Annotated in this window: 21 protein-coding genes and 1 tRNA gene; 11 read left to right on the forward strand and 11 right to left on the reverse strand. The window is 58.1% G+C overall.

What is annotated here, in order from left to right; all coding sequences use genetic code 11:
• Nucleotides 1-118 precede the first annotated feature (118 nt).
• Complete coding sequence (locus SIC19_RS13785) at nt 119-1,198, forward strand: efflux RND transporter periplasmic adaptor subunit (RefSeq protein WP_127401869.1); 1,080 nt, start codon at nt 119-121, stop codon at nt 1,196-1,198.
• Nucleotides 1,198-4,227 (forward strand): efflux RND transporter permease subunit, encoded by a 3,030-nt coding sequence (locus SIC19_RS13790; protein WP_127401868.1) that lies wholly within the window; start codon nt 1,198-1,200, stop codon nt 4,225-4,227. The genes SIC19_RS13785 and SIC19_RS13790 overlap by 1 nt, the downstream gene beginning before the upstream one ends.
• A gap of 2 nt (nt 4,228-4,229) precedes the next feature.
• Here SIC19_RS13790 and astE read toward each other — a convergent pair whose 3' ends face one another.
• The 6 genes from astE to SIC19_RS13820 all read right to left on the reverse strand — a co-directional run bounded on the left by astE (nt 4,230) and on the right by SIC19_RS13820 (nt 9,340).
• Entirely contained in the window at nt 4,230-5,249 is a 1,020-nt protein-coding gene (gene astE, locus SIC19_RS13795; RefSeq protein WP_075194358.1) for a succinylglutamate desuccinylase, read from the reverse strand.
• 38 nt (nt 5,250-5,287) lie between these two features.
• On the reverse strand, nt 5,288-6,010 hold the full coding sequence (locus SIC19_RS13800) for an ABC transporter permease (protein ID WP_075194359.1): 723 nt from the start codon (nt 6,008-6,010) through the stop codon (nt 5,288-5,290).
• 3 nt (nt 6,011-6,013) lie between these two features.
• A complete protein-coding gene (locus tag SIC19_RS13805; protein ID WP_036208713.1) occupies nt 6,014-6,718 on the reverse strand; it encodes an ABC transporter permease in 705 nt (234 codons plus the stop codon).
• A 51-nt stretch (nt 6,719-6,769) separates the two neighbouring features.
• Entirely contained in the window at nt 6,770-7,522 is a 753-nt protein-coding gene (locus tag SIC19_RS13810) for a transporter substrate-binding domain-containing protein (RefSeq protein WP_091644244.1), read from the reverse strand.
• Nucleotides 7,523-7,657: 135 nt separating this feature from the next.
• On the reverse strand, nt 7,658-8,428 hold the full coding sequence (locus SIC19_RS13815) for an ABC transporter ATP-binding protein (protein WP_091644241.1): 771 nt from the start codon (nt 8,426-8,428) through the stop codon (nt 7,658-7,660).
• Nucleotides 8,429-8,581: 153 nt separating this feature from the next.
• Nucleotides 8,582-9,340, reverse strand: a complete 759-nt coding sequence (locus SIC19_RS13820) for an FCD domain-containing protein (RefSeq protein ID WP_091644238.1) — start codon at nt 9,338-9,340, stop codon at nt 8,582-8,584.
• A gap of 249 nt (nt 9,341-9,589) precedes the next feature.
• Between SIC19_RS13820 and dctP the strand changes: the two genes are divergently transcribed.
• The 8 genes from dctP (at nt 9,590) to SIC19_RS13860 (ending at nt 18,039) form a co-directional block, all read left to right on the forward strand.
• On the forward strand, nt 9,590-10,729 hold the full coding sequence (dctP, locus tag SIC19_RS13825) for a TRAP transporter substrate-binding protein DctP (RefSeq protein ID WP_127401867.1): 1,140 nt from the start codon (nt 9,590-9,592) through the stop codon (nt 10,727-10,729).
• A gap of 98 nt (nt 10,730-10,827) precedes the next feature.
• Nucleotides 10,828-11,541 (forward strand): TRAP transporter small permease subunit, encoded by a 714-nt coding sequence (locus tag SIC19_RS13830; RefSeq protein WP_036208727.1) that lies wholly within the window; start codon nt 10,828-10,830, stop codon nt 11,539-11,541.
• Nucleotides 11,538-13,076, forward strand: coding sequence for a TRAP transporter large permease (locus tag SIC19_RS13835; RefSeq protein ID WP_075194363.1), 1,539 nt, complete (start codon nt 11,538-11,540; stop codon nt 13,074-13,076). Before SIC19_RS13830 ends, SIC19_RS13835 begins: the two co-directional genes overlap by 4 nt.
• Nucleotides 13,077-13,095: 19 nt before the next feature.
• Entirely contained in the window at nt 13,096-13,521 is a 426-nt protein-coding gene (locus tag SIC19_RS13840) for a GlcG/HbpS family heme-binding protein (RefSeq protein WP_412535523.1), read from the forward strand.
• Nucleotides 13,522-13,560: 39 nt separating this feature from the next.
• Nucleotides 13,561-15,033, forward strand: coding sequence for an FAD-linked oxidase C-terminal domain-containing protein (locus SIC19_RS13845; protein ID WP_075194364.1), 1,473 nt, complete (start codon nt 13,561-13,563; stop codon nt 15,031-15,033).
• Nucleotides 15,026-16,090, forward strand: a complete 1,065-nt coding sequence (glcE, locus tag SIC19_RS13850; RefSeq protein ID WP_127401866.1) for a glycolate oxidase subunit GlcE — start codon at nt 15,026-15,028, stop codon at nt 16,088-16,090. Before SIC19_RS13845 ends, glcE begins: the two co-directional genes overlap by 8 nt.
• Nucleotides 16,091-16,286: 196 nt before the next feature.
• Nucleotides 16,287-17,495, forward strand: a complete 1,209-nt coding sequence (gene glcF / locus SIC19_RS13855; protein WP_127401865.1) for a glycolate oxidase subunit GlcF — start codon at nt 16,287-16,289, stop codon at nt 17,493-17,495.
• A 94-nt stretch (nt 17,496-17,589) separates the two neighbouring features.
• The gene (locus SIC19_RS13860) at nt 17,590-18,039 is read left to right on the forward strand and encodes a DUF4124 domain-containing protein (RefSeq protein WP_127401864.1); all 450 of its coding nucleotides are present in this window, start codon (nt 17,590-17,592) and stop codon (nt 18,037-18,039) included.
• Between the two features lie 6 nt (nt 18,040-18,045).
• Here the strand turns inward: SIC19_RS13860 and SIC19_RS13865 are convergent, their stop codons facing one another.
• The 5 genes from SIC19_RS13865 to SIC19_RS13885 form a co-directional block, all read right to left on the reverse strand.
• A complete protein-coding gene (locus SIC19_RS13865) occupies nt 18,046-19,017 on the reverse strand; it encodes a calcium/sodium antiporter (RefSeq protein WP_127401863.1) in 972 nt (323 codons plus the stop codon).
• 276 nt (nt 19,018-19,293) lie between these two features.
• A tRNA-Phe gene (locus SIC19_RS13870) sits at nt 19,294-19,369 on the reverse strand.
• Nucleotides 19,370-19,475: 106 nt separating this feature from the next.
• On the reverse strand, nt 19,476-19,748 hold the full coding sequence (locus SIC19_RS13875) for an oxidative damage protection protein (RefSeq protein WP_127401862.1): 273 nt from the start codon (nt 19,746-19,748) through the stop codon (nt 19,476-19,478).
• 52 nt (nt 19,749-19,800) lie between these two features.
• Nucleotides 19,801-20,865: an A/G-specific adenine glycosylase gene (gene mutY / locus SIC19_RS13880; RefSeq protein WP_127401861.1), complete on the reverse strand. Its 1,065-nt coding sequence runs from the start codon at nt 20,863-20,865 to the stop codon at nt 19,801-19,803.
• On the reverse strand, nt 20,862-23,063 hold the full coding sequence (locus SIC19_RS13885) for an AsmA family protein (protein WP_127401860.1): 2,202 nt from the start codon (nt 23,061-23,063) through the stop codon (nt 20,862-20,864). The genes mutY and SIC19_RS13885 overlap by 4 nt, the downstream gene beginning before the upstream one ends.
• A 185-nt stretch (nt 23,064-23,248) precedes the next feature.
• On the opposite strand from SIC19_RS13885, the gene SIC19_RS13890 reads away from it, so the two are divergent.
• The gene (locus tag SIC19_RS13890) at nt 23,249-23,710 is read left to right on the forward strand and encodes an SRPBCC family protein (protein ID WP_036208759.1); all 462 of its coding nucleotides are present in this window, start codon (nt 23,249-23,251) and stop codon (nt 23,708-23,710) included.
• The last annotated feature ends 30 nt before the right edge of the window (nt 23,711-23,740 follow it).

The raw sequence follows: 23,740 nt of genomic DNA on the forward strand, positions 1-23,740 counted from the left end.
AGGGATGAAATCCGATTATTGACAAATTGTCAAAGAATGACATTATGTCTGATAATGAACTTTTGTCCACCGGATGGATGATGAAAAACACCGTGACCATGGAAGAGAGGACTTCTCAATGAACATCGCCCGGCGCTCCGCCATCGTTTCCCTCTTGGCCGCTGCAAGCCTCCTTGTCAGCGCCTGTAAATCCAGTGAACCGGCGCCTGAACAGGGTGCTGCCCCGGTAACAGTGCGTGCTGCCGAGGTGACGGGCGGCCAGACGGAGGGCGTTTCGCTGCGCTTTTCCGGTATCGTCCGGGCGGCCCAGCGGGCAACGCTGACGTTCCAGGTGAGCGGCACCCTTCGAGAACGCGCGGTTGAACTGGGGCAGACCGTCAAGACCGGTGACCTGCTGGCGCGGGTATATAACCCTGCACTGGAACCGGCGCGGGATTCCGCAGCCGCCCGGCTGGACGAACTGAGAACCCAATATGATCAGGCCAAACGGGAATGGGAACGCTCCCGTCAACTGCACGAGCGCGGGGTCGTTTCGGAGCAGGGACTTGAGCAACTGGCTTCCCGGCGGGACAGCCTGAAAGCCAGTATGGCAACGGCCGAAGCATCTCTTGCCGAGGCCACACGCTTACTGCGAGAGAGTGAACTGAGGGCGCCGTTCGACGGCCGGGTTGAAGCCTTGCTGGTGGAGCGGGATGAGTTTGTGGCCTCCGGCCAGCCGGTGATGCGTCTGTCGTCCCCGGAGGGACGCGAAGTGGAAGTGCGGGTACCGGCGTACATGCTCAACCATGTGTCGCTGTCGCAACTGCTGCCGGTCTGGTCGGTGCAGGATCGTAACCGTGCGTCGGTCACTGGCTCTATCGTGGAAATTGCCCAGCCCGGCGGTGTTCGCGGCGAGCTCCATCCGGTATTGGTCAGCCTGCCGGCAGATACCCTCGAACCCGGGGAGCCGGTGGAAGTGGGTATTACGCCCCGTGAAACCGTGGCCACGACGGTGCCGTTGTTGTCGGTGATGAAATCCAACGGAGGCGCCAGCGTGTTCCGCATTTCCGATGGCGTTGCCCGCCGTGTGCCGGTGACGGTGCAGCGGATTATCGGTGAGCGTGTAGTGGTGGATGCCTCCGATCTTAGCGCTGGTGATCAGGTGGTCTTTGCCGGCATGACCCGTATTTCCGACGGTGATTCCGTGGAGGTGCGCTGATGTCACTGCGCCTGCTGAACTTTCAACGCTTGCTGGGCATGGTGGTGACCATGCTGTGCCTCCTGGGGATTGCGGCCTACAGCACCATGCCGCGCCAGGAAGATCCTTCATTTCCCTATCGCGCCGGTCTGATTAGCATCAACTACCCAGGCGCCAGCGCCGAAGCCGTTGAGCGGTTGGTACTGCAGCCATTGTCGGACGAGTTGCGCCAGGTGGAGGAGGTTGATTACACCCAGGCCACTGCCCGCACCGGTGTGGCGATTTTCAACGTGCGCCTGAACGACACCATCTACGATACCGATTCCGCCTGGGACCGTGTCCGCCAGGCCATGGACCGGGCGCGCCTGGATTTCCCGGATGACGTTGGCCAGATGGTTCTGGACGACCGCCTGATTGATATTCCTGCCATTATTCTTGCGGTCAGCGGTTCTGGTTCGGTTACCGAACTGAGCGACGTGGCGGAGCGCCTGAAACAGAATCTGGCGGACATTTCCGGCGTGTCCCGTATTGAACTGGAGGGTGACGCGGACGAACAGATCACCCTGGCGCTGGACGACGCAGCCATGTACCGGCTGGGCATTTCCCCCGCACGCGTGCTGGACACGTTGGCGCGCCGCAACCAGACCACGCCGGGCGGTTTTGTTATCGCCGACGGTCGTCGTCTGTCGGTGTTGCCAAACAGCGAATTCACCAGTGTGGATGCCATTCGCGCGACGCCCATTGAACTGCCGGACGGCTCCCAGGTGCCCCTCGCCGCGGCTGCTGAAGTCTGGCGTGGCCCAGCGGAGCCCCGGCAACCGGAAGCCTGGTACGACGGTGAACGGGTAGTGCTGGTTTCCATGATCATGGAGGAGGGCAGTACCGACGCCATTCGGTTTGGCGAACGTGTGCGGGAACGGCTATCGACGATCCGTGACGAGTTCGCTCCCTATGAAATCCGCGAGATGTTCTTCCAGCCCGATAAGGTGGAAGAGCGGCTCGACAACCTGGCCTGGAGCCTGGTGATGTCCGTTATCATCATTGTGGCCGTGGTGTTCACCGGTATGGGCATCCGCATGGGGCTGCTGGTGGCGTCGATCCTGCCGATGGTGGCGCTGATCAGTATCGGACTTTATGACCTGGGTGGAGGTGTACTGCACCAGATTGCTGTCATCGGCATGGTGATTTCCCTCGGTATCCTGATCGACAATGCCATTGTGATTGTCGAGAGCATTCAGGGATACCTGGATGACGGCATGCGACGGTTGGACGCCCTGAAGCAATCTGTGAAAGAGCTGGCGGGGCCGTTGGGAGCCTCCACGGGTACTACCATTGCGGCGTTCATGCCGTTGTTGCTGTCCAAGGGTGGGACGGCGGATTTCACCCGTGGTGTGCCGGTGATGATCATGCTCACCCTCTCCGTCAGTTACCTGCTGGCTGTGTCCGCCGTACCACTGCTGGCGGCCCGCTTCCTGAAACCCCGCAAGGCAGACACGCGCGAAGACAAGCTGGTTGGGCTTTCCCGTTTTCTCGGCGCCCTGGTGGCGAGGCGTCCGGGCACTTTGATCCTTGCGGGTACGGCGCTGGTGGTGTTCAGCCTGTCACTCACGCCATTCATGAAACAGCAGTTTTTCCCCAACGCGGATCGTCCCCAGGTGGTGGTTGAGCTTTACATGCCCGAAGGCACGGATCAGGAGCGCACGTCCAGTGTGGCGGCCGACCTTGAGCGTGCGATCCGCTCCCGACCAGAGGCCCTGGAGGTGCATCGGTTTGTTGGCTTTACCGGCCCCAGCTTCTATTACAATCTGCAGCGTGAGCCCCAGGCGCCGAACCGCGGGCGAATCGTGGTATCAACGCCCACCCTGGAAGATACCACCGGCCTGGTACAGTGGATTCGCGACTACGCCGGGCACGAAATGCCGGAGTTGCAGCTAACGGCGGGAATACTGGGGCAGGGGCCGCCACGGGCAGCGCCGGTGGAAGTGCGGGTTTATCATGCCAGCGACGACACCCGCGCCCGTGCCGTGGAACAGGTGTTCTCGGCGTTACGCAGCGTTAAGGGCACGGTGGATGTGCGTCACAACCTGGATATCGGCGTACCGAGCATTGCCATCAATGTGGACGATGCCAGCGCGGCCCGCTACGGCCTGAACCGTGCCGATGTGGCCCAGAGCCTCTATGGTCAGAGCTTTGGTGTGGTGGCTGAACAGTATCGCCAGGAAGAAGATCCGATTCCCCTGGTGTTGCGCTCCCGGGAAGGCACCAGCCTGTCATTGCCACGCTTGTTGTCGGTGAATATCTACAACGATCAGGGTGACGCGGTGCCTCTCTCCGCTATTGCCTCGGTGGAAACGTCCTGGCAATCGGCGGCCCTGTTCCAACGCAATGGCACCCGGATGAATACCGTCTGGTCCAATCTGATAGCAGATTACAGCTTCAGTCAGGCTCTGGAAGGGCTGGAAGCAAGGCTTGCAGAAAATCCTTTGCCCCCGGGTACCCGGCTGGACATGGGTGGTGATGCCGAGGGCTCCGGCGATGCCAACAACGCCTTGCTGACCACGGCGCCCATTGGTGTGTTGCTGTTGCTGTTCTTCCTGTTGATACAGTTCAATTCCTTCCGACGTGTCGGCATCATCCTGCTGACAGTGCCACTGGCCACCGTGGGTATCTTCCCGGGGTTGGTGTTCTCCGGCTCGCCGTTTGGTTTCCAGTCGCTGCTGGGCGTCATCGCCCTGGTGGGAATAGTGGTGAACAATGCGATCGTACTGCTGGATGTGATGGATCGACAGTTGGAGAAGGGGGATGACATTCGGGATGCGGTTCGTAAGGCGGTGGAGCAGCGCACACGGCCCATCCTGCTGACCACTGCGACCACCGTTGCGGGTTTGTTGCCGTTGGCGTTCTCCAGCTCCACCTTGTGGCCGCCAATGGCCTGGGCCATTATCTCGGGCCTGCTGGCCTCTACGGTACTGACGTTGCTGGTGGTACCGTCGGTCTGTACCCACGTGATCAGCTGCAAGGTGGCAGAGCCAGAGAACGCTCCGGCCTGACGCTAGCGGGTGGGTCTGATCATCAGGCCTACCCGCTGGCCAACGGGTACGTCGCGGTTCGGGAACACAATGCCTTCGGGTGTGTCGCCTACCGTGTAGCGGGTGTTACTGTCTTCCCAGATGACCGTGCCCGGGTCGTACATGGTGAAGTTGGCGACGTCGTCTGGCACGTGGAATTGGAAGCTGTCGCCGGTGTTCAGAATTTCATGCACCACTTCAAACACTGTTATCGGTGCTGCCCCCTTGTCCCTTTTCGGCGGCTCCTCGCCTTTCAGTCGTCGTCGCAAGGCATTGGCAATGCCCGTGAAGCGGCCGAGATCGTTCTGCCCGAAAGGCCGTACCTTGCCAAGTTCCACAGTGAAGCTTTCTGCTCCCAGTTCGGACGAGGAAAACGAGGCAAAGGTGGTGCCTTCACGGTGCTGCAATAGCAGGGTTTCCACCTCCGCCTCCAGCAGGAAATCAATCTGCCCATCCGGAATGTCCCGTCCCTCCACAAACGGATAGAGGGCGAACTTCTCCCGCAGTGACGGGCGAATGGCGGTGTGCAGGTCGTAGTGGCACACATTGGCAGAGTGTTTGGTGGCGAAGGCCCTGCAGGCGTCCTCCAGCAACCGGGCTCGTTCCGCCTCGGGAAAGTTCCGGTATTCCGGTTTACGGTGGGCGCCACCGAACAGGCGGTTGAGGTTCACGTCAATAAAGCGCTGGCCAGCATCCATCGCCATTGGGTTGCCAAGTATCAACAGCGCCGGGCAGGCCAGTTGCCATTGACCGTCGATCAGCTCATTCAACAGATGGTTCAGAACCTCAATGGGCGCGGTTTCATTCCCATGGATGCCAGCGGAAACAATCAGCGACTCATTGTTGGGGTTGGGGCGCCCAGTAGGGGGTTCCAGATAGAGGAGCCCGGAGTCCTGCAACTGCAACCCCGTGCCGTCGTCCAGAACAACAATCTTTTCCGATGTTGCGTGCTCTGTTCGTGTGAGCGTGTGAGAAAGCCAATCAAGGCCAGGACCAAAAATCATTTCAGCTGCGCTCCGGACGTCCCTGCACTGTGGATTTGTCAGCCACTCACCGGCCGTTGATGTTGCAACAGATAGTTTTCCAGCTTGCGGAAAGCAAACACCAACATAAACGTCAAAACCATGTAGAGCAGCGCCACAAAGATAAACGCATCAAAGGGGGCGTAGAATCGGGAATAAATGTTCCGCGCCGCCCCGGTCAGGTCCACCAGGGTCACCACGCTGGCAATGGCACTGGCGTGAAGCATGAAAATGACTTCGTTGGAGTATGCCTGCACACCCCGCCTCGCCGCGCTCGGCAGGATAATCCGGCGCATCCGCAGTGCCCAGCTCATGCCATAGGCCTTTGCCGCCTCAATCTCCCCACTGGGTGTGGCTACAATGGCACCCCGGATAATCTCCGTGGTGTAGGCGGCGGTATTCAGTGTGAACGCCAGCAGGGCCGGGTAGAAAGCTTCACGGAAGATGTCCCACCAGAAGGTTTGCTGGATACCCTCTATCTGGGCCAGGCCGTAGTAAATGATGTACAGCTGGATCAACAACGGTGTGCCCCGGAAAATATAGGTATAGAACCAGACCGGGCCGTTGATCAGTGGGTTCTTCGAGGTGCGCATGATCGCCAGGGGAACGGCAACCAGCAGGCCCAGGATCAGTGACAGAAATACCAGTTGAACGGTAGTGACCAGCCCGCCCCAGTATTCCATGATGGTGGGGGCCGTGAAGATATCGTTCTGGTTCAGCAGTTCAGCAAGAAATTCAGGCATGGTTCAGCTCCCCTGTACCACGCCAATATTGGCGCGCTTGTTGAGCCACTTGATAAACAGCTCGGAACCGGCTGTCAGGCTGAGGTAAACAAACGCCACCGGAATAAAGAAATGGAATGGCATGCGCTCGGCCTTGGCGGCTTCTTCGGCGACCCGCACCATATCGGTCAGGCCGATGATGGAGACCAGTGCGGTGGTTTTGAGCAGTACCTGCCAGTTATTGCCGATGCCAGGAAGGGCATGGCGTAGCATCTGCGGTAATATGATTCGGTGAAACGTGCGCCAGCGGCTGAAACCGTAGGCACGGGCCGCTTCAATCTGACCGCTCTCCACGGCGAGAAAGGCACCACGGAACGTCTCCGCCATGTAGGCACCGAAGATCAGGCCAATGGTGATGACACCGGAGATAAAAGGGTCAAACTGGAAGAAGAAGTCTATGTCGTAGGCGTCGTAGAGGTAATCCGACAGGTTATTAACCGCGACCTGGCCGCCATAGTAAAACAGCAACATCATGACCAGATCCGGTACGCCACGGATCAGGGTGGTATACGTGGTCGCAATCCCAATGGCTACCCGGCTTTTGGACAGCTTGGCGGAAGCGCCAATCAGCCCCAGAACCAGCGCGAGAGCAAGGGAAAAGAAGGCCAGTTCAATGGTGACCACAGCCCCTTCCAGCAGGGCCGGGCCGTAGCCTTTCAAGTCAATCATGGGTACATCCGGTAAGCGGGGGCAGCAAAAAACGCTGCCCCCGGGCCAGTTTTACATCTTGATGTCGTAAGCGAAGTACTTTTCCATGATGGTGTCGTAGGTACCATCTTCCTTCAGGGTGGCAAGCGCCTCGTTGACTTCCTGCGCCAGATCCTCGTCACGCTTGCGCATGGCGACGCCCACGCCCTGGCCGAGTTTGACCGGCTCGCCAACTTCCTTGAAGCCATCCTTGCTCAGGACGGTCTGCTCACCAACCGGGTAGTCCACAAAGACCACGTCCAGGCGCTGGCCTTCCAGGTCAAGGACCATGTCGTCAGCGGTGGTGTAGCGCTTGATGGTCACAACGCCACCCATTTTTTCGGTCACAAAGGTGTCCATGGTGGTGCCGCGCTGTACGCCAACGGTCATCCCTTCCATGGCGGCCATGTCGGTGACGTCGGTGTTGAAGCTTTCGGGGCCGAACCAGCCACCCGGAGTGTTGTAGTACGGCTCGGAGAACAGCACACGCTCAGCACGTTCGGGCGTAATGGACATGGAGGACATGATCAGGTCGAACTTGCGCGCCAGCAGGCCCGGAATCATACCGTCCCATGCCTGGATAACGAATTCGCAGTTGGCGTTCATCTCTTCACACATGGCTTCGGCCAGTTCCACTTCGAAACCGGTCAGTTCGCCGTTTTCATCCTTGTATTCGAACGGCTCGTAGGGCACGTCGAAGGCGATGCGAAGGTTACGTTCCTGGGCGTGGGCGACACCGGCCATCATGGCCAGGGCGACGCTTGCTGCAACAATCAGTTTTCTCATGAGTCACTTCTCCAGTAGTCAGCCTTGTGGGCTTTATTATCGGCAGTGGTCTGCCTTATTTTGCTGGTTTTGGCATTTACTTCCGGGGCGGATCTGCCCCGACAAGGAAACATGGTTTCAAGATAGCACTGCACGTCAGAACTTTGGAGCCAGAAACTGCTTCATTCTTTCTGAATCCGGATTGTCGAAGACTTTGTCCGGTGTACCTTGCTCCTCGATCACGCCCTGATGCAAAAACAGGACCTGGGATGACACATCCCGCGCAAACGACATTTCGTGGGTTACCACGATCATGGTTCTGCCTTCTTCCGCGAGGTTCTGCATGACTTTCAAAACCTCACCAACGAGCTCTGGGTCGAGCGCGGACGTGGGTTCGTCAAACAGCATCACTTCCGGCTCCATGGCCAGGGCACGGGCAATGGCGGCCCGCTGTTGCTGCCCGCCTGACATCTGGGCCGGGTAGTAGTCCTTGCGCTCGTAGATGCCGACCTTTTCAAGATAGGCTTCGGCCCTTTCGATGGCTTCTTTTCTGGGCACTTTGAGCACGTGAATAGGGGCTTCAATGATGTTTTCCAGCACGGTCATGTGAGACCAGAGGTTGAAGCTCTGGAAGACCATGGAAAGCCGGGCGCGAATCAGTTCAACTTGCCTGTTGTCCGCCGGAATCCGCTCGCCCTTGCGGTTGGTGGTGAACCGAATCGGGTCGCCGTGCACGATAATGTCGCCGGAGGTGGGTGTCTCGAGCATGTTGATACAGCGCAGAAACGTACTCTTACCGGAGCCGGAGCTGCCGATCAGGGAAACGACATCCCCCTTCTTTGTTTCCAGTGAAATGCCCTTGAGGACTTCCAGTTGATCAAAGGTCTTGTGGATGTCCTTGCAGATCAGAGGCGCTGAATCCGCCATAGGTGGCTCCCGAGGCTATATAACAAAGGCGCAAGTTTTACGGGCTGTGGATGCGGAAATCAATCCCCCTAAAGCGGGGTTTTTCTGTTTTTCATTACATATACCGCGTGTTAATTGTGGATTATTGAACGTTTGATGCAAGCTTTTTGCAGTTTATGCCCGTTGTGGTGGCTTTTCCGATGTTGCCGATGCGTGCAGGGAGACCCGGATAATGGCCGTTCCCTGTTGCTCGATCGTACGCATGGCGTCACTGACAAAACGCACATGGGCCATGGCGATGCGTTTTGCCGCCTCAGGCTTTCCTGCCATCACCGCCTGGTAGATTCGCTTGTGTTGCCGGGAGATCTTGTTGCGCATTTCCTCACGCGGATTCAGGTTGGCCACGGAGGCTTCCACCGTCAACAGCATGAGGTTCTTCAAGCCATTCAGAACATGCACCAGGACCGGATTGTGGGACGCTTCCACGATGGCCTGATGGAAACTGTGATCCGGCCGGGCGTTGGTGAGTGGGTCGGTCTGTTCGAGTGCGGAGTAGGCCTTGGTGATGCGATGAAGGTCCAATGCAGTGGCACGTTGTGCCGCCAGATAGGCGGCCTGGCCCTCCAGCTGTTCTCTTACTTCCAGCAGGTCATACAGGGTTCGCGGGTGGCCGGTAAACATCTGCAGCAGCGGGCTGTCCTCGCCGTCCTCTTCACCGCCGGGCACAATTCGGGCTACGAAAGAGCCCTTGCCATGCCGGGTCTCAATCACGCCCCGCCCCTGTAACTCGTGCAGGGCTTCGCGGATGATGGCGCGGGACACGCCAAGCCGGGTAGCCAGTTGTCGTTCCGACGGCATTTTCTGTTCCGGCGCCAGCCCGCCGTCGAGAATGAGCCGTTCGAGTCGATAGGAAATTTCCTGTGCGATTGCCATGATGTTTCCTGCCAGGAGTCACTGGTCGGACCAGTTGTTTTTATCGTGCCTTGAATTAAAGAAACCCTTTCGGGACCAGTAAATATGGCTCATTACAGCGTTTTCGTCTATCGGGCATTTACAAAACTGGTCTGACCAGTTGGCAATTTTCTGGACTAAACCCGGCAGGACTACGAATATCGATCTAATGCCAGCTGTTGCTGGTGTTGACGTGACCCCGATAAAAACAATGTCAACGGAGATGTGGCGATGAATACCAACAAGAACAGCGAGCAATTAAGCGCTCCGGATACGCAGTCTGGAAACGTTGCCCCGCGGCGAGGTTTCCTGAAGTCATTCGCACTTGCCGCTGCCTTCTGCGGTGTGGCCATTGCAGGCGCTGGCCAGGCCCAGGCTGCAACCACCTGGAAGATTCAATCAGTATGGGACGCTGGCACCGTAGGCTATGACCTGTTCGAGGAATGGGCCAACAGCATGGAGGAGAAATCCGGTGGCGAGCTGATCATCAAGCCGTACCCGGCCAAATCGGTTGCCGCGGATAACAACGCCCTTTTCGAGGCGGTGCGCAACGGCGTTCTGCAGGGTATGAATCCCTTTACCCTGTACTGGTCCGGAAAGATTCCGGCCTCCGTTTTCCTGTCGTCCTACCCGGCCGGTCCCGATCAGCCGCACCAGTGGGACATCATGTTCTATTCCATGGGCATGCTGGAAAAGACCCGTGAGATCTACAAGAAATTCGGTCTGTTTTACGTGGGCCCGATTCAACACGACGCCAACATCATTCACTCCAAGAAGCCGGTGAACAGCCTGGCGGATATGGAAGGCCTGAAGATGCGTGTGCCCGGTGGCATGGTCGCTGAGGTTTTCCAGCAGTTTGGTGTGTCCACGGTGAGCCTCCCGGGGTCGGATATCTTCCCGGCTTTGGAGAAAGGCACCATCGACGCAGCTGACTACGTCGGCCCTGCCGTGAACTACGAGCTGGGTTTCTCCCAGGTGACCGACTACATCATGTTCGGGCCTCCTGGTGTTATGTCCATCTACCAGCCGGTGGACCTGATGGACCTGACCGTCAACCTGCGTGCGTGGAATGCGCTGGACCCAGAGCTTCAGCAATTGGTTGAGGACGAGGTTCGTATCTACTCACAGAAGCACTACCTGACCATTCAGAAGCGCAACATTGAAGCGATGGAGAAGTTCAAAGAGGATGGCTCGAAGGTGACACGTCTGAGCCAGGAAGACCTGGAAAAGTTCCGGAAGGCTGCGATCCCGATCTGGTTCAACTGGGCCGGAAAGAACGAGGATGCCAGGGCGATTCTGGATATCCAGCTTGAGTACATGATGAACGAGACCGTTGGCTACCTCAACGAGGAAGACATCAAAGGCATGTAAGCCGGCATAACCATAATAAACCGATCACGGGGAAGGCAGGGAGTGCGCCGATGGCACGCTCGCTGCCTTCCCCGCTCTGTGATTAAAGGTGATAAAACATGTCTGACCTGAGTGCGTTCGGCTTTGTATTGCCTCACTGGTTCTACTGGGGCTGGCTGGCGGTCATGCCGCTGATCATGATGGCGCTGGACCGTTGGTTGTCCCAACGGGGTGTGAAAGCCATCGACAAAAATGCCGAGGCCAACCAGAAGCTTCAACAGATTGAAGCGGAACTGAAAAAAAGCGTTGATTACAGTGATGCGAGTAACTGGTTCACCAAGGCGGTGGACTGGATCAGCGAGAAATCCGGTGTCTTTATTTCCTTCTGGACCGTGAACGCGGTGGTGTTCTATTTCTTCGAAGTGGTGATGCGCTATCTGTTCAACCAGCCCACCATCTGGGTACACGAGGCCAGTTTTCTACTGTTCGGCATGCAGTATCTGATGGCGGGTGCGTTTGCATTGCTTCACGGTGCCCATGTGCGGGTTGACGTGGTTTACAACTTCCTGCCACTTCGGGGCCGCGTGGGCATGGATATTTTCACGTCCATGTTCTTCTTCATGTTCGCGATTGCGTTGATGATTACCTCCTGGACCTTCCTTGAGAACTCTTATTCCATGGACGAACGAACCGTTGAGACATGGGGCATTCAGTACTGGCCGGTGAAGGGCGTTATGCTCCTCGGGTCGACGCTGCTGTTCCTGGCGGGCCTGTCCAAACTGCTCAAGGACATCACTATCTTCATTAAACTCGGCCGGGAGCAACACGCATGAGCACAGAAACCATGACCAACCAGGGCACGGGTTCGCTGATCGGCAAGCTCGGCACCTGGCTGATGATCATCGCCACGATTGCCCTTGCTTTTGTCGTGTTGGTGGAAGTCATCAATATCCTGTTTTATGACCCCTGGAGCGACGAAAAATTCCTGTTCAAGCTCTCCGGCCTGCTGTCGGATGTGAAGATTGGTCCGCTGACCTACATCATGTTTGGCTCCCTGGCGGTGCTGTTGATGATGGGGCTGCCGCTGGCCTTTGTGACCGGTGGCCTGGGCGTGGCGTTTATCTATCTGGTGGGCGACTCGATGATGCTGAACATCATCCCCAGTCGAATCTTCCCGATGATGACCAACTCGGACCTTGCAGCGATCCCCCTGTTCATCTTCATGGCCTCCATGCTGGAACGGGCCGGCCTGATCGAAGAGATGTTCAACGTGGTCTACAAGTGGATGGGCGGCCTGGGTGGCGGCCTGGCCATTGCCACCATACTGGCCTCCACGATTCTGGCCGCCATGGTCGGGGTTATTGGTGCGGCCGTGGTGACCATGGGCATTATTGCGCTACCGGCGATGCTCAAACGCGGGTACGACCAGAAGATCGCGTTGGGCTCGATCATGGCCGGGGGCACACTGGGCATCCTGATCCCGCCTTCCATCCTGGCGATCCTTTATGCGGTTGTGGCGCAGCAGTCAGTAGGTGAGTTGTACCTGGGCTCAGTGATTCCGGGGCTGATTCTGGCTGGCCTGTACGTGATTTATGTGGGTACCCGCGCGTGGCTCAATCCGGAACTCGGGCCGCCAGTGCCGGAGGAAGAGCGGATTGGCCTCAAGGAAAAACTCCTGCTGCTGAAAGACCTGATCGCCCCACTGGTACTGGTATTCCTGGTGCTGGGCTTGCTGTTTGGCGGTGTTGCGACTCCCGTTGAGGCGGCCGGTATCGGTTCTTTCGGGGCGATCCTGGTGGCCATGAAACACAAGGTATTCTCTGTCGCCACACTGCGTGATGCGTCGGTCACCACCGCCAAGGCTTCGGCGATGGTGCTGTGGATCATGTTTGGTGCATCGGTGTTTGTCGGGTTCTACATCCTGCAGGGTGGTCAGGACTTCATTACCGAAACCATCCTCGGTATTGGTCTGTCGCCCTACGCCGTTCTGCTGTTGTTGATGGTGTTGCTGGTGGTGCTGGGCATGTTCCTCGACTGGGTGGGTATTCTGCTGCTGGCTGTGCCCATTTTCATTCCGATTGTCGAGGCGCTGGAATTCCCTGGCCTGCTGGGTTTCCCGGCCGTGCCCGGTGAAGACGTGGTGCTGTGGTTTGGTGTGCTCTATCTGGTGAACATGCAGATGTCGTTCCTGAGCCCGCCGTTCGGCTACGCACTCTTCTACATTCGGGGCGTGTGTCCGCCGGACATCACCATGGGCACAATCTTCAAGTCGTCACTGGTATTTCTTGCTATTCAGGCATTCGGTTTGTTTATCTGTGTGCTCATTCCGGGCGTCGTTACCTGGCTGCCCAATCTGGTTTATGGCTAATAAAGAGGAGTAATTGCTCATGTTGACGGTTAAACGACTTGATCTGGCGGATGCCAGAATACTCATCGAAGGCGCGGCGGAGAAGGCGCGCGAGATTGGCGTACCTATGTGCATCGCCATCACCGACGAGTCCGGCAATTTGATCGCGTTCGAACGCATGGACGGCGGCAAGATCACCAGCGTGACCATTGCCCAGGACAAGTCCTTCACCGCATCAGCGGCGAAAAAGGCGACACACGATTACAACGCCGTGAACGTACCCTGCAAGCTGGCTTTCGGCATTCATACCGAAGTGGGTGGGCGTATCAGTTCTGTCGGTGGTGGCCTGCCGGTGATGGTCGATGGCGAGGTTGTTGGCGGTATCGGTATCAGCTCTGGCACCCCCCAACAGGATATGGACTGTGCCCAGGCAGGGATTGATCACTTTGAAACCAAACGCGGTTGATGGCTGTCTCACTGAAAGCCATGACTCCCAGAGAATGATATGAACAGCAAACCGAAAATCAGCGCAGCGGAGCTGGCAGAACAGTTCCGTGCGTTCATAGACCCGGACTTCGTCATTACCGATGACGAAACCATGAAGCCCTATGAATGCGACGGTATGTCGATGTACTGCGAGATGCCGATGCTCGTGGTGCTACCGGAGACCGCCGAACAGGTGCAACGGGTGATGCGCATCTGCAACGAGCACGAAGTGCCCGTTGTGGCCCGTGGTGCCGGAACCGGCCTGAGTGCCGGTGCCATGCCGCACAAGGAAGGCGTGGTGTTGTCGCTGGCCAAGTTCAACCGCATCCTGGACATCGATCCGTTGGCGCGAACGGCCTTACTGCAACCGGGTGTGCGTAACCTGGCGATCAGCGAGGAGGTTGCCCAGTACGGTCTCTATTACGGGCCGGATCCTTCCTCCCAGATTGCCTGTACCATTGGCGGCAACGTGGCGGAAAACTCCGGCGGCGTGCATTGCCTGAAATACGGTTTGACCGTTCACAACATTCTCAGCGTGGAAATGATCACCGCCGAGGGAGACCGGGTGACCGTCGGCAACGACGCTCTGGACGCCTGTGGAATGGATCTGCTGGCGTTGATGACCGGCTCTGAAGGGTTGCTGGGCATCGTCACCAAAGTGAAAGTAAAACTGCTGCCGAAACCGGAGATAGCCCAGGTGGTGATGGCCGGCTTCGACAGTGTGCAGAAAGCCGGCGATGCCGTCGGCGGAATTATCTCCCATGGCATCATCCCCGGCGGCCTGGAAATGATGGATGGTCATGCGATTATCGCGGCTGACGATTTTGCCCAGGCAGGTTACCCGCGCGAGGCGAAAGCATTGCTTCTGTGCGAGGTGGACGGCACCGAGGAAGAAGTCCATGAACACATCGAACAGGCGGAGAATGTGTTCCGAAAACTGGGCGCTACCTCGGTCAAAACCTCCCAGAGCGAAGAGGAGAGGGCGCTGCTCTGGAAAGGCCGTAAATCGGCCTTCCCGGCAGTGGGTCGTATCTCGCCGGATTACTACTGCATGGACGGCACCATTCCGCGTCGGCATCTGGCGCACGTGTTGCTGGAAATGGAGAGAATGTCCGAAGAATTCGGCCTGCGGGTAGCCAACGTATTCCACGCCGGCGACGGCAACCTGCACCCGCTGATCCTGTTTGATGCCAACGTGCCCGGCGAATTTGAGCGCACTGAGGCCTTTGGCAGCAGCATTCTCAACCTTTGCGTGGAAGTGGGGGGCTGCATCACCGGTGAACACGGCGTGGGTGTGGAAAAAATCCGCCAGATGGCCGTGCAGTTCAACGACGAGGAACTGCAGCAGTTCCACGACGTCAAAGCGGCGTTCGACCCGGCTGGTATTCTCAACCCTGGCAAGGGCGTTCCCGCCCTGCGTTTCTGTCAGGAATACCGCTCGCTCGAGCACAAACAACACAAGCACGACACGGTGGACGCGGCGCATGGCTGATCTGTCTCAAAAGCTGCAGGAGCAGGTTCTCCAGGCCCGCAAGACGGGCCAGAAACTGAATATCGAAGGCGGTGGCACCAAGGCCTTCATGGGGCGGGCCGCCGACGCCGATGCCGGCTCTCTGAACATGGGCGAGCACACAGGCATCGTTGAATACCATCCTGTGGAACTGATATTGACCGCACGTGCCGGCACCACCCTTGCGGAAATCGAAGCCACCCTGGCCGAAGAAGGCCAGTGCTTGCACTTCGAACCGCCCAGGTTTGGTGATGGTTCCACGCTCGGTGGCACGCTCGCGTGCAACCTCTCCGGCCCCGCACGGCCCTGGTCCGGCTCGGTACGGGACCAGGTGCTGGGCATCCGCCTGCTCAACGGCAAAGGTGAACACCTGCGCTTTGGCGGCCAGGTAATGAAAAACGTGGCCGGCTACGACACCTCCCGGCTACAGGCCGGTGCCATGGGCACATTGGGTGCGATCACCGAGATCAGCCTCAAAGTCATGCCCAAACCGGCGATGTCTCTCACCCTGGTGCAGGACGTGGCGATGGACGAAGTCATCCACTACATGAACAGCCGCGCCAAAGAGCCCAAGCCCATCACCGGTGCTGCCTGGGTGGACGGCAAAGTCTATCTGCGCCTCGCTGGCGCCAAATCCGCCGTGGAGGCCACCGCCGAAAAGTGGTCCGGTGAAGTCATGGAGCAGGGTGACCAGTTCTGGCAACAGCTACAACACATGCAGCACGAATTCTTTGCCGGTGATGAACCGCTTTGGCGCTTCTCCGTCGGCTCCACCGCCAAAAACCCGGACCTTGATGGCCCCTGGCTGATCGACTGGGCCGGCTCCCAACGCTGGTACCGTGGTGAAGCGGACATAGCCCAACTGGAAACCATGGCCCAGCGCGCCGGCGGCCAGGTGAGCCTGTTCCGGGGTGGTGACCGCACGGATGAAGTGATGCACCACCAGCCGAGGGCGCTAAAAGAAATCCAGCAACGGCTGAAAAAGTCGTTCGATCCCGACGGTATTTTTAACCCGGGCCGACTTTATAGCTGGTTGTAACAATCAGCTCCGGTATCTCACAGGAAACTGAGCGGGCCTTCTGAGATGCCGGGGAAGTGAGTGGTGGCCCCTTTTCTGAAACTGTACGGAGCCATGGATGGCGGAGTCCAAGCGTCACATGGATGTGCCGAAGGAGCGTGTTTCAGAAAAGGGGTTACCGCTCACTTGTGCTCCAAATCAAAAAAGCAGGTAAACAATGCAAACCAATTTAGTCCAACAATTCGCCAACACCCCAGAAGGCCAGGAAGCCGAATCCATCCTGCGTGCCTGCGTACATTGCGGCTTCTGCACCGCCACCTGCCCAACGTACCAGGAACTGAACGACGAACGCGACGGCCCCCGCGGCCGCATCTACCTGATGAAAATGTTCCTGGAAGGCGAAGAGGTCACCGAAAAATCCCGTGAACACCTCGACCGCTGCCTCACCTGCCGCAGCTGTGAAACCACCTGTCCTTCCGGTGTGAAATACGGCCGCCTGGTCGATATCAGCCGAGGCCTGATGGAACAGGAAATGCCGCGGCCACCCAAAGAGCGCTGGATACGCTGGTCGCTGGCTCGGGTACTTCCCAACCGTCGACTGTTCGGCTTCCTGCTGCGCATGGGCCAACTGTTCCGCCCGGTACTGCCATCCGTATTGCGCACCAAAGTGCCGCCCAGGAAAAAGGCCAGCCCCTGGCCGGCTGCCAGCCACGACCGCATCGTGCTGACCCTTGCCGGTTGTGTTCAGCCCTCCGCCACGCCGAATACCAACGCCGCTGCCGCCCGGGTGCTCTACAAACTGGGTGTCACCATGGTGGAAGCACCGGAAGCCGGATGCTGTGGTGCAGTGAACCATCACCTCTCGGAACATGATCAGGCCCTCAACGCCATGCGCCGCAACATCGACGCCTGGTGGCCCGCCATCGAAGCCGGAGCCGAGGCCATCATCATGACCGCTTCCGGTTGCGGGGCGATGGTTCAGGAGTATGGCCACCTGTTAAAGGATGACCCGACGTACGCCGCCAAGGCGCAGAAAGTCAGCGACATGACCGTCGACCTGGGCGCTTTCCTGCTCAAACAGGATCTGGAAAAACTGAAGGTGCCCCAGGGCGCAGGCAAGGTCGCTTTCCATTGCCCCTGCACCCTGCAACACGCCATGCAGCAGAACGGCGTGGTGGACCAGGTATTGCGCAGGGCCGGCATTGATCTGGCTGAAACCAAGGAGAAACATCTGTGCTGCGGCTCCGCCGGCACCTACTCCATTCTCCAGCCCAAGCTCAGCCAGCGCTTGCTGAACAACAAGCTCAAGGCGCTGACTGTAGACAATCCTGACCGCATCGTCACCGCCAACATTGGTTGTCAGATGCATCTGGAAACCAAGGCCCAGGTGCCGGTCCAGCACTGGATCGAGCTACTGGATGCGTGATCTGTGGGCCAGCCGTCATACTGGCCCTCTCACTCGCACGCGGTTTTGTTTATAATGCCCGCGCCGACACACGAACCACAGGGAGTGGAAACCAATGCCATGGAGGCAGGCCGCAGTCTTTGTATTGCTCGTTATCCCCGCCATCTCATCAGCCCAAAAAATGTACACCTGGGTTGATGACCAGGGGGTTGCTCACTTTACCGACATAAAGCCCGGTATACGCGAACACAAACGCGTTGAGCTGAGGACGCCCTCGCTGATTCCCATGCGGGAGAACATCACCCGGGGCAAGCGGGTGAGCACCATCAACCAGCAGGTGAATCGTAGCCTGGAAGCGGGCAGCGGTGGCGGGCGAACGTTATCCGACAAACAGGAAGCCCGCGAGCGTGAGCGTAAGAACGCCCGCTGTAAGGAGTATCGGGAAAAGCTGGACCGCATCCAGAAGCAACTGCGGGCCGGGTACTCCAACGACCAGGGCAACCGCCTGCGGCGACAGCGCCGGGAAGTCAGCCAGAAGCTCTCGCGGGAGTGCCTGCTTGGCTAGGCCCGGTCAGGACGTGAACGTGGTTGAGATCAGGTAGACGGTGTAGCCTACGAAACAGGCGAGTAAAAGCCCGCCCTCCAACCGGTTAATCCGTCCCGGCCCGCGAAAGCCATAGCCCAGTATAAACAGCGACAGAGTCAGCGCTGACATCACCGCGATATCCCGGTAGAACACCTCTGGTGCCACCGCCATCGGGCTGATGGTGCCGGCAATGCCCACAACCGCCAGGGTGTTGAACAGGTTTGAGCCGAGAATGTTGCCAAGGGCAATGTCATGCTCACCCTTGCGCGCCGCGATAACCGACGACGCCAGTTCAGGCAGGGAAGTTCCCACCGCCACAATGGTCAGCCCGATGATCAGGTCGCTCACGCCAAAGCCAAGCGCCAACTCAACCGCGCCCCAGACCAGAATCCGCGAGCTCACGATCAGCAGCAACAGGCCCGCAATCAGCCACAGCACCGCGTTGCGAAGCGGCATGGAGCGGTGGCTCATTTCTTCCGCAACCTCCGTGCCCAGGGAATCGTTTTTCTGCGTCATACCCTGGCGGATGGACCAGGCCAGCAACAGGAAAAACACGCCCAGTAGTACCAGCGCATCCACAAACGTCAGCTCACCGTCCCACACCTGCCAGGCTGCCAGTGCCGTCACAGCGGTGAGTATAGGCAGCTCCTTGCGCATTACCTGCGAGTGAACCGCAATCGGGCTGATCAACGCCGTAATACCCAGAATCAGGGCGATGTTGGTGATATTCGAGCCATAGGCGTTACCCAGAGCCAGTCCCGGATTACCCTGAGTGGCGGAAAGGGCAGACACCACCATCTCCGGCGCCGATGTGCCAAAACCAACCACCACCATGCCGATCAACAGCGGTGGCATACCAAAGTATCCGGCCATGGCCGCGGAACCCTCAACAAACTTGCCGGCGCTCCACACCAGAACGGTGAGGCCGATGGCGATAGCCAGAAACGAAAGAAGCATGGATGGTTCCCTGAAAAATCGCGCTGTTGGCAGTGGTGTTAATGATGTAAGTTATTCTGGTTCCAGAGAATGTTAGATGCAAATATGAGCGTTGTTATCTCAGCAGTTATGCGGATGGAGCGGTAGAGGATAAAAGCAGGTATTTTCCCGTGTGTGGCAACACGCATTCGGGTTCGGCGAGAAAAAGGCACCGGTCTCGTTTAAGCCGGTGGAGCAAAAGTAGGGCGACAGAAATAACAAAGCCCGCACAATGGCGGGCTTCGTCAGAAATCTTAATGGTGCCCGGAGGCGGAATCGAACCACCGACACGGGGATTTTCAATCCCCTGCTCTACCGACTGAGCTATCCGGGCGTGTTGCGGTGCTGCTGCAACGGGGCGCTATTAAACCGGTTTAGGTTGCCTGAGTCAAGGCCGTTCCGGGAAAATTTTGATAGGCGCTTCCACAAGTTGGGTGCGCCTACTTCTCTGGCGGCACATAGCCCTCAGCCTTATCGAACGGCTCGTTGTTGAAGAAGCGTTCCATCTGCGCCTGCAGGTACTTGCGGGCGTTGGGGTCCATCAGGCTCAGGTGTTTTTCGTTGATGAGCATAGTTTGCTGGGCCTGCCACTCTTCCCAGGCTTTCTTGCTGACGTTCTCGTAGATGTCTTCGCCTTTCTTGCCGGGCATGGGGGGGAAGTCCAGCCCTTCGAGTTCTTCCTGGTATTTGCGACAGAATACGGTGCGGCTCATGTCTGCTCCTGTTTGGAGGTGGTGTTGCTGAATCTGCTGGGATGATAACAGATCAAAGCAAGAGGGTTTGTTCCGGCGCGGTCAGCAGTGTGCGAATGGGGGCCGGCAGGCCGAGGGTAAGGGCCTGGCCCCGGTGGACCCATTTGTAGCTGTCCCGATCATTGATGTGAGCGGGGCTTTGTACGGTGAGCCGTGCCGGCTGGATATGAAGGTGGTAATGGCTGAAGGTGTGCCGAAAGCCGCTGGTGAGTTCCGGTTCGCCACAGTGGAAGCCGAAGGCCTGTTCGCAGGCGTCTGGCAGTTCTTCCGGGCCGTAGGCCGGGTCCAGTTCCGGAAGGCTCCAGAGGCCGCCCCAGATGCCGCTGGGAGGCCGGCGTTCCAGCAGGATGCGCCCTTGGTGATCTTCCAGTATCACCATCCAGGTGGTTTTTTTGGGCTTGGTTTTCTTTGGTTTTGAGCCAGGGTAGAGGCTGGTTTCGTTGTTGGCATAGGCGTCGCATCCGTCTTGTAGCGGGCAGCTGTCGCACGCTGGACGGCTGCGGGTGCAGACCATGGCGCCCAGGTCCATGATGGCCTGGGTGTAGTCGCGGATGCGTGCATCGGGCGTGTGTTCTTCAGCGCGCTCCCAAAGCTGGTTGAGCACGTCGGTCTTTCCTGGCCAGCCGGGGATGGCGTGGTAGCGGGCCAGCACCCGTTTTACATTGCCATCCAGTATGGCCGCCCGTTGCTGGAAGGCCTGGGCAAGGATGGCCGCGGCAGTGGAGCGGCCAATGCCGGGCAGGGCCTGGAGTTGTTCCAGGTTGCCGGGAAACTCGCCTCCGTGCTCGTTGGCCACCTGTTGCGCCGCTTTCTGGAGATTGCGGGCGCGGGCGTAGTACCCAAGGCCGGACCAATGGCTGAGAACGTCATCCACCGGTGCAGAAGCGAGCGCCTTCACATCTGGAAAGCGCTGCATAAAGGCTTCGAAGTAGGGAATAACAGTGGTCACCTGGGTTTGCTGAAGCATGATTTCCGAAACCCACACGCGGTATGGGTTCCGGTCATGATGCCAGGGCAGGTCGTGCCTGCCGTTTTCGTCGTACCAGGCGAGAAGCTTTTGGGCAAAACCGTCGTTCATTGACCGAACAGGCCCTTGAGGGCGTCTTTCACCTTTTCGCCACTCTCTTCACCCAGCTTTTCTTGCAGTTTTTCGGAGACTTTGTCTTCCGCTTTGGATTTGGCCTCGTCCACTTTTTCGCGGGCCTTGGCTTTTGCAGCGTTGGCGGCAATGGTTTTCAGGGTGTCGCGGAAGCGCGACCCGTCAAAGGAGCAGAGGCCGGCCGGGTCTTCCGCGAAGTCGCCGCGGCACTCAACCGGGATCACCACGTTTTCCACGTATTCGGTCACTCGGCAAGCTTCGTCCCGGTGGATCTCGCCCACGATCCGCAGGCCAACTTCGTAATCCAGATCGGAAGCAGCCAGGTCCACCGTGCCGTCGCCTTCCAGTCTCATGCCGGCGAGGGCAGCCACAAGGTCCGTGTTGTTCAGGGTGTTGCCGTCAATCTTGAGGGTGCCCTTCATGTCGTTGAACGGCGTGCTGGTGCCCCAGTCTGATGTAGAGAGGCTTTCCTGATTGGCCAGTGCAATGCCCTGGCACGCTATGCGTGTGAGGTTCATGCGGGTGAACTCACCCTCGGCCAGATCAAAGTTGATGTTGCCTTTGGCATTGCTACGCAGGGCGGAAATGCGATTGCCTGTGGTATTCACATCCACGGACAGGTTGGCGCCACCGGCAAGCATGTCCACTTCGGCAAGGTCGGTCAGCAGTGGCAAAGTCTGTACGTTGTTGACCTTGGAACCGATGGTCCACTTCGGATTGTCGGTGCGGGCATCCAGGGTCACTTTGGCGCCGAAGGAGCCTTCGTACAGTTTGCCGCTGAAGTCCTGCACTTGCAGCACACCATTGCGTGCGGTGATGACCGATTTGATTTCCTTGATGGTGAGATTGCTGACAATCAGTTCGCCCAGCCCGAGTTTGATGTCCAGAGCCAGTGACCGGAGGGTTTCCAGGGGCAGCAAATCGCCCTCTTCCGCCGGGGCGCCACCACCTTGCGGTGCTTCCTCGGCAGCCGCTTCGGTCTGTTCCTCACTGGCAGGCGGCAGATAGCGGTCGGCATTGATCGCGTCGCCCTGCAAGTCCAGGCCAATACCGCTGTTGGCCAGGGCGTAACTGGCACTGCCCTGGAAGGTGGTGTCGTCCAGGCTGATGGTCAGATCGCTGAGTTCCACGGTGCCGGCGGGGCCACCGATGTTGGTGGAGAAAGCGACGGCCTTCATGACGTCAGGGTCTTCTGTTTCGATGGCGGGTTGGCCAAGGGCCGCCAGAAGCGCTTTGAGGGAAAATTCGTCAATGCTGAGGCTGCCTTCGAGTTTCGGTTTGTCGCCAAAGCCGTTCACCGTCAGGTCTGTGTTGAGCGTCAGGTCGGCCAGGCTGGCGGTAAAGCCATTAAGCGTGGCGGTTTCGTTTTCCAGATTAGCTTCCACGGAGCCAGCTATTTCGGCGCGAACGGATTCGCCGCCAAAAGGCTCGCCGTTCATGTCGAAGATGGCTTCCAGGTCAGACACGCCAAATTCGTTTAACGCTTCATTGGCGGCCAGGCGGGCACTGATGTCGCCCTGAACTTCAAACTGCGGCTGGTTGGTGGCGAAGCGGAACGAGACGTCCAGTGGGAAGCTTGAACCCAGGGTGATCTCGCTGGCGTTTACGGTGAAATCTTCCAGGGTAAATGCCTGGCCCGTGCCCTTGTCTTCGTAATGAACGCGGGCGTTGCTGATTTCCACGCTCTCTACGTTGAAGTTCAAGGGCTCGCTGGCGCCGCTGCTCTCTGGCTGTTCTTCAGCGGTTTCGGCTGGCGTGGCGGGTTCTTCCTGCTGCGGCTGTTCTTCACCTTCCGGCATGATGCGGGTCCAGTTACCGGTACCGTTGGCATCAACGGACAGGTTGGCGTCCAGCCCGCTCAACAGGAACGTATCCACCCGGGGCGACATGGTTACCAGGGACCAGAAGCTGACCTGGGCCACCAGTTGGTCAAGCTTGACCAGGCGTTCGTCTTCCAGGGTGGCCTCAACGTCGTTCAGTTCCAGGCCCAGTGGGATGAAAGACCAGCCAATATCCCCGGCCAGTATCAGGTCCAGATTGGTCTTACTTTCGACCACTTTCTCAATCTGTGGCTTGTAGGTGTTTGGGTCAATAACGGCGACCGCGATAGCGACGGCGGCAACGGCAAGAATGAGCAGGCCAACGATGGCAAGAGCCACATAGCGAACAGCTTTCATGATTTTGGCGTCCTTCCGATAATTCGTGTCCGGTAACTGGGCTTGTGATTAGCCCAAGGATAACCCAGGGGTAACAAAATAAAAGCCTGAGTGTATGACAATACGTTAGTGATCAGCCAAAATAGGCACCTTATTTCTACACAACGATATAAAGCGCGTCTTACAACGATAAAAAGGAGTAAACAGTGGCTATTACTGTCTCTATTGAGCTTAACCGGGAACTGGATCTGCCGGCCGGATATGACGAAGTATTCGAGCTGCTGGCGGACGTGCCCGCATCGGCCAGCCATTTTCCCAAGGTGCATAACCTGGTGGATCTGGGCGACAACGCCTATCGCTGGGAAATGGAAAAGGTGGGCGTGGACAAGCATGCCATCCAGTCTGTATACGCGTGCAAATACTTCGCGGACAAGGACAACGGCAGGATTACCTGGGAGCCGGTGAAAGGCGAGGGTAACGGTGTGGTAAAAGGCTCCTGGACCCTCAAGAAGAAAGACGACAACACTACTTCAGTGAAATTCCAGACCAGCGCCGAGTTGACCGTTCCGCTGCCGAGCCTGTTGAAACTGGCCATCAGCCCCGTGATCAAGCACGAGTTCAACAGCCTGGTCGATACCTACATGAGTAACCTCAAGAAAGCGTTCTGATGGTCGTCGCTATCAAGGCTATAAAGGCCA

Source organism: Marinobacter sp. MIT930201, assembly GCF_047122665.1.
GTDB lineage: Bacteria > Pseudomonadota > Gammaproteobacteria > Pseudomonadales > Oleiphilaceae > Marinobacter > Marinobacter salarius.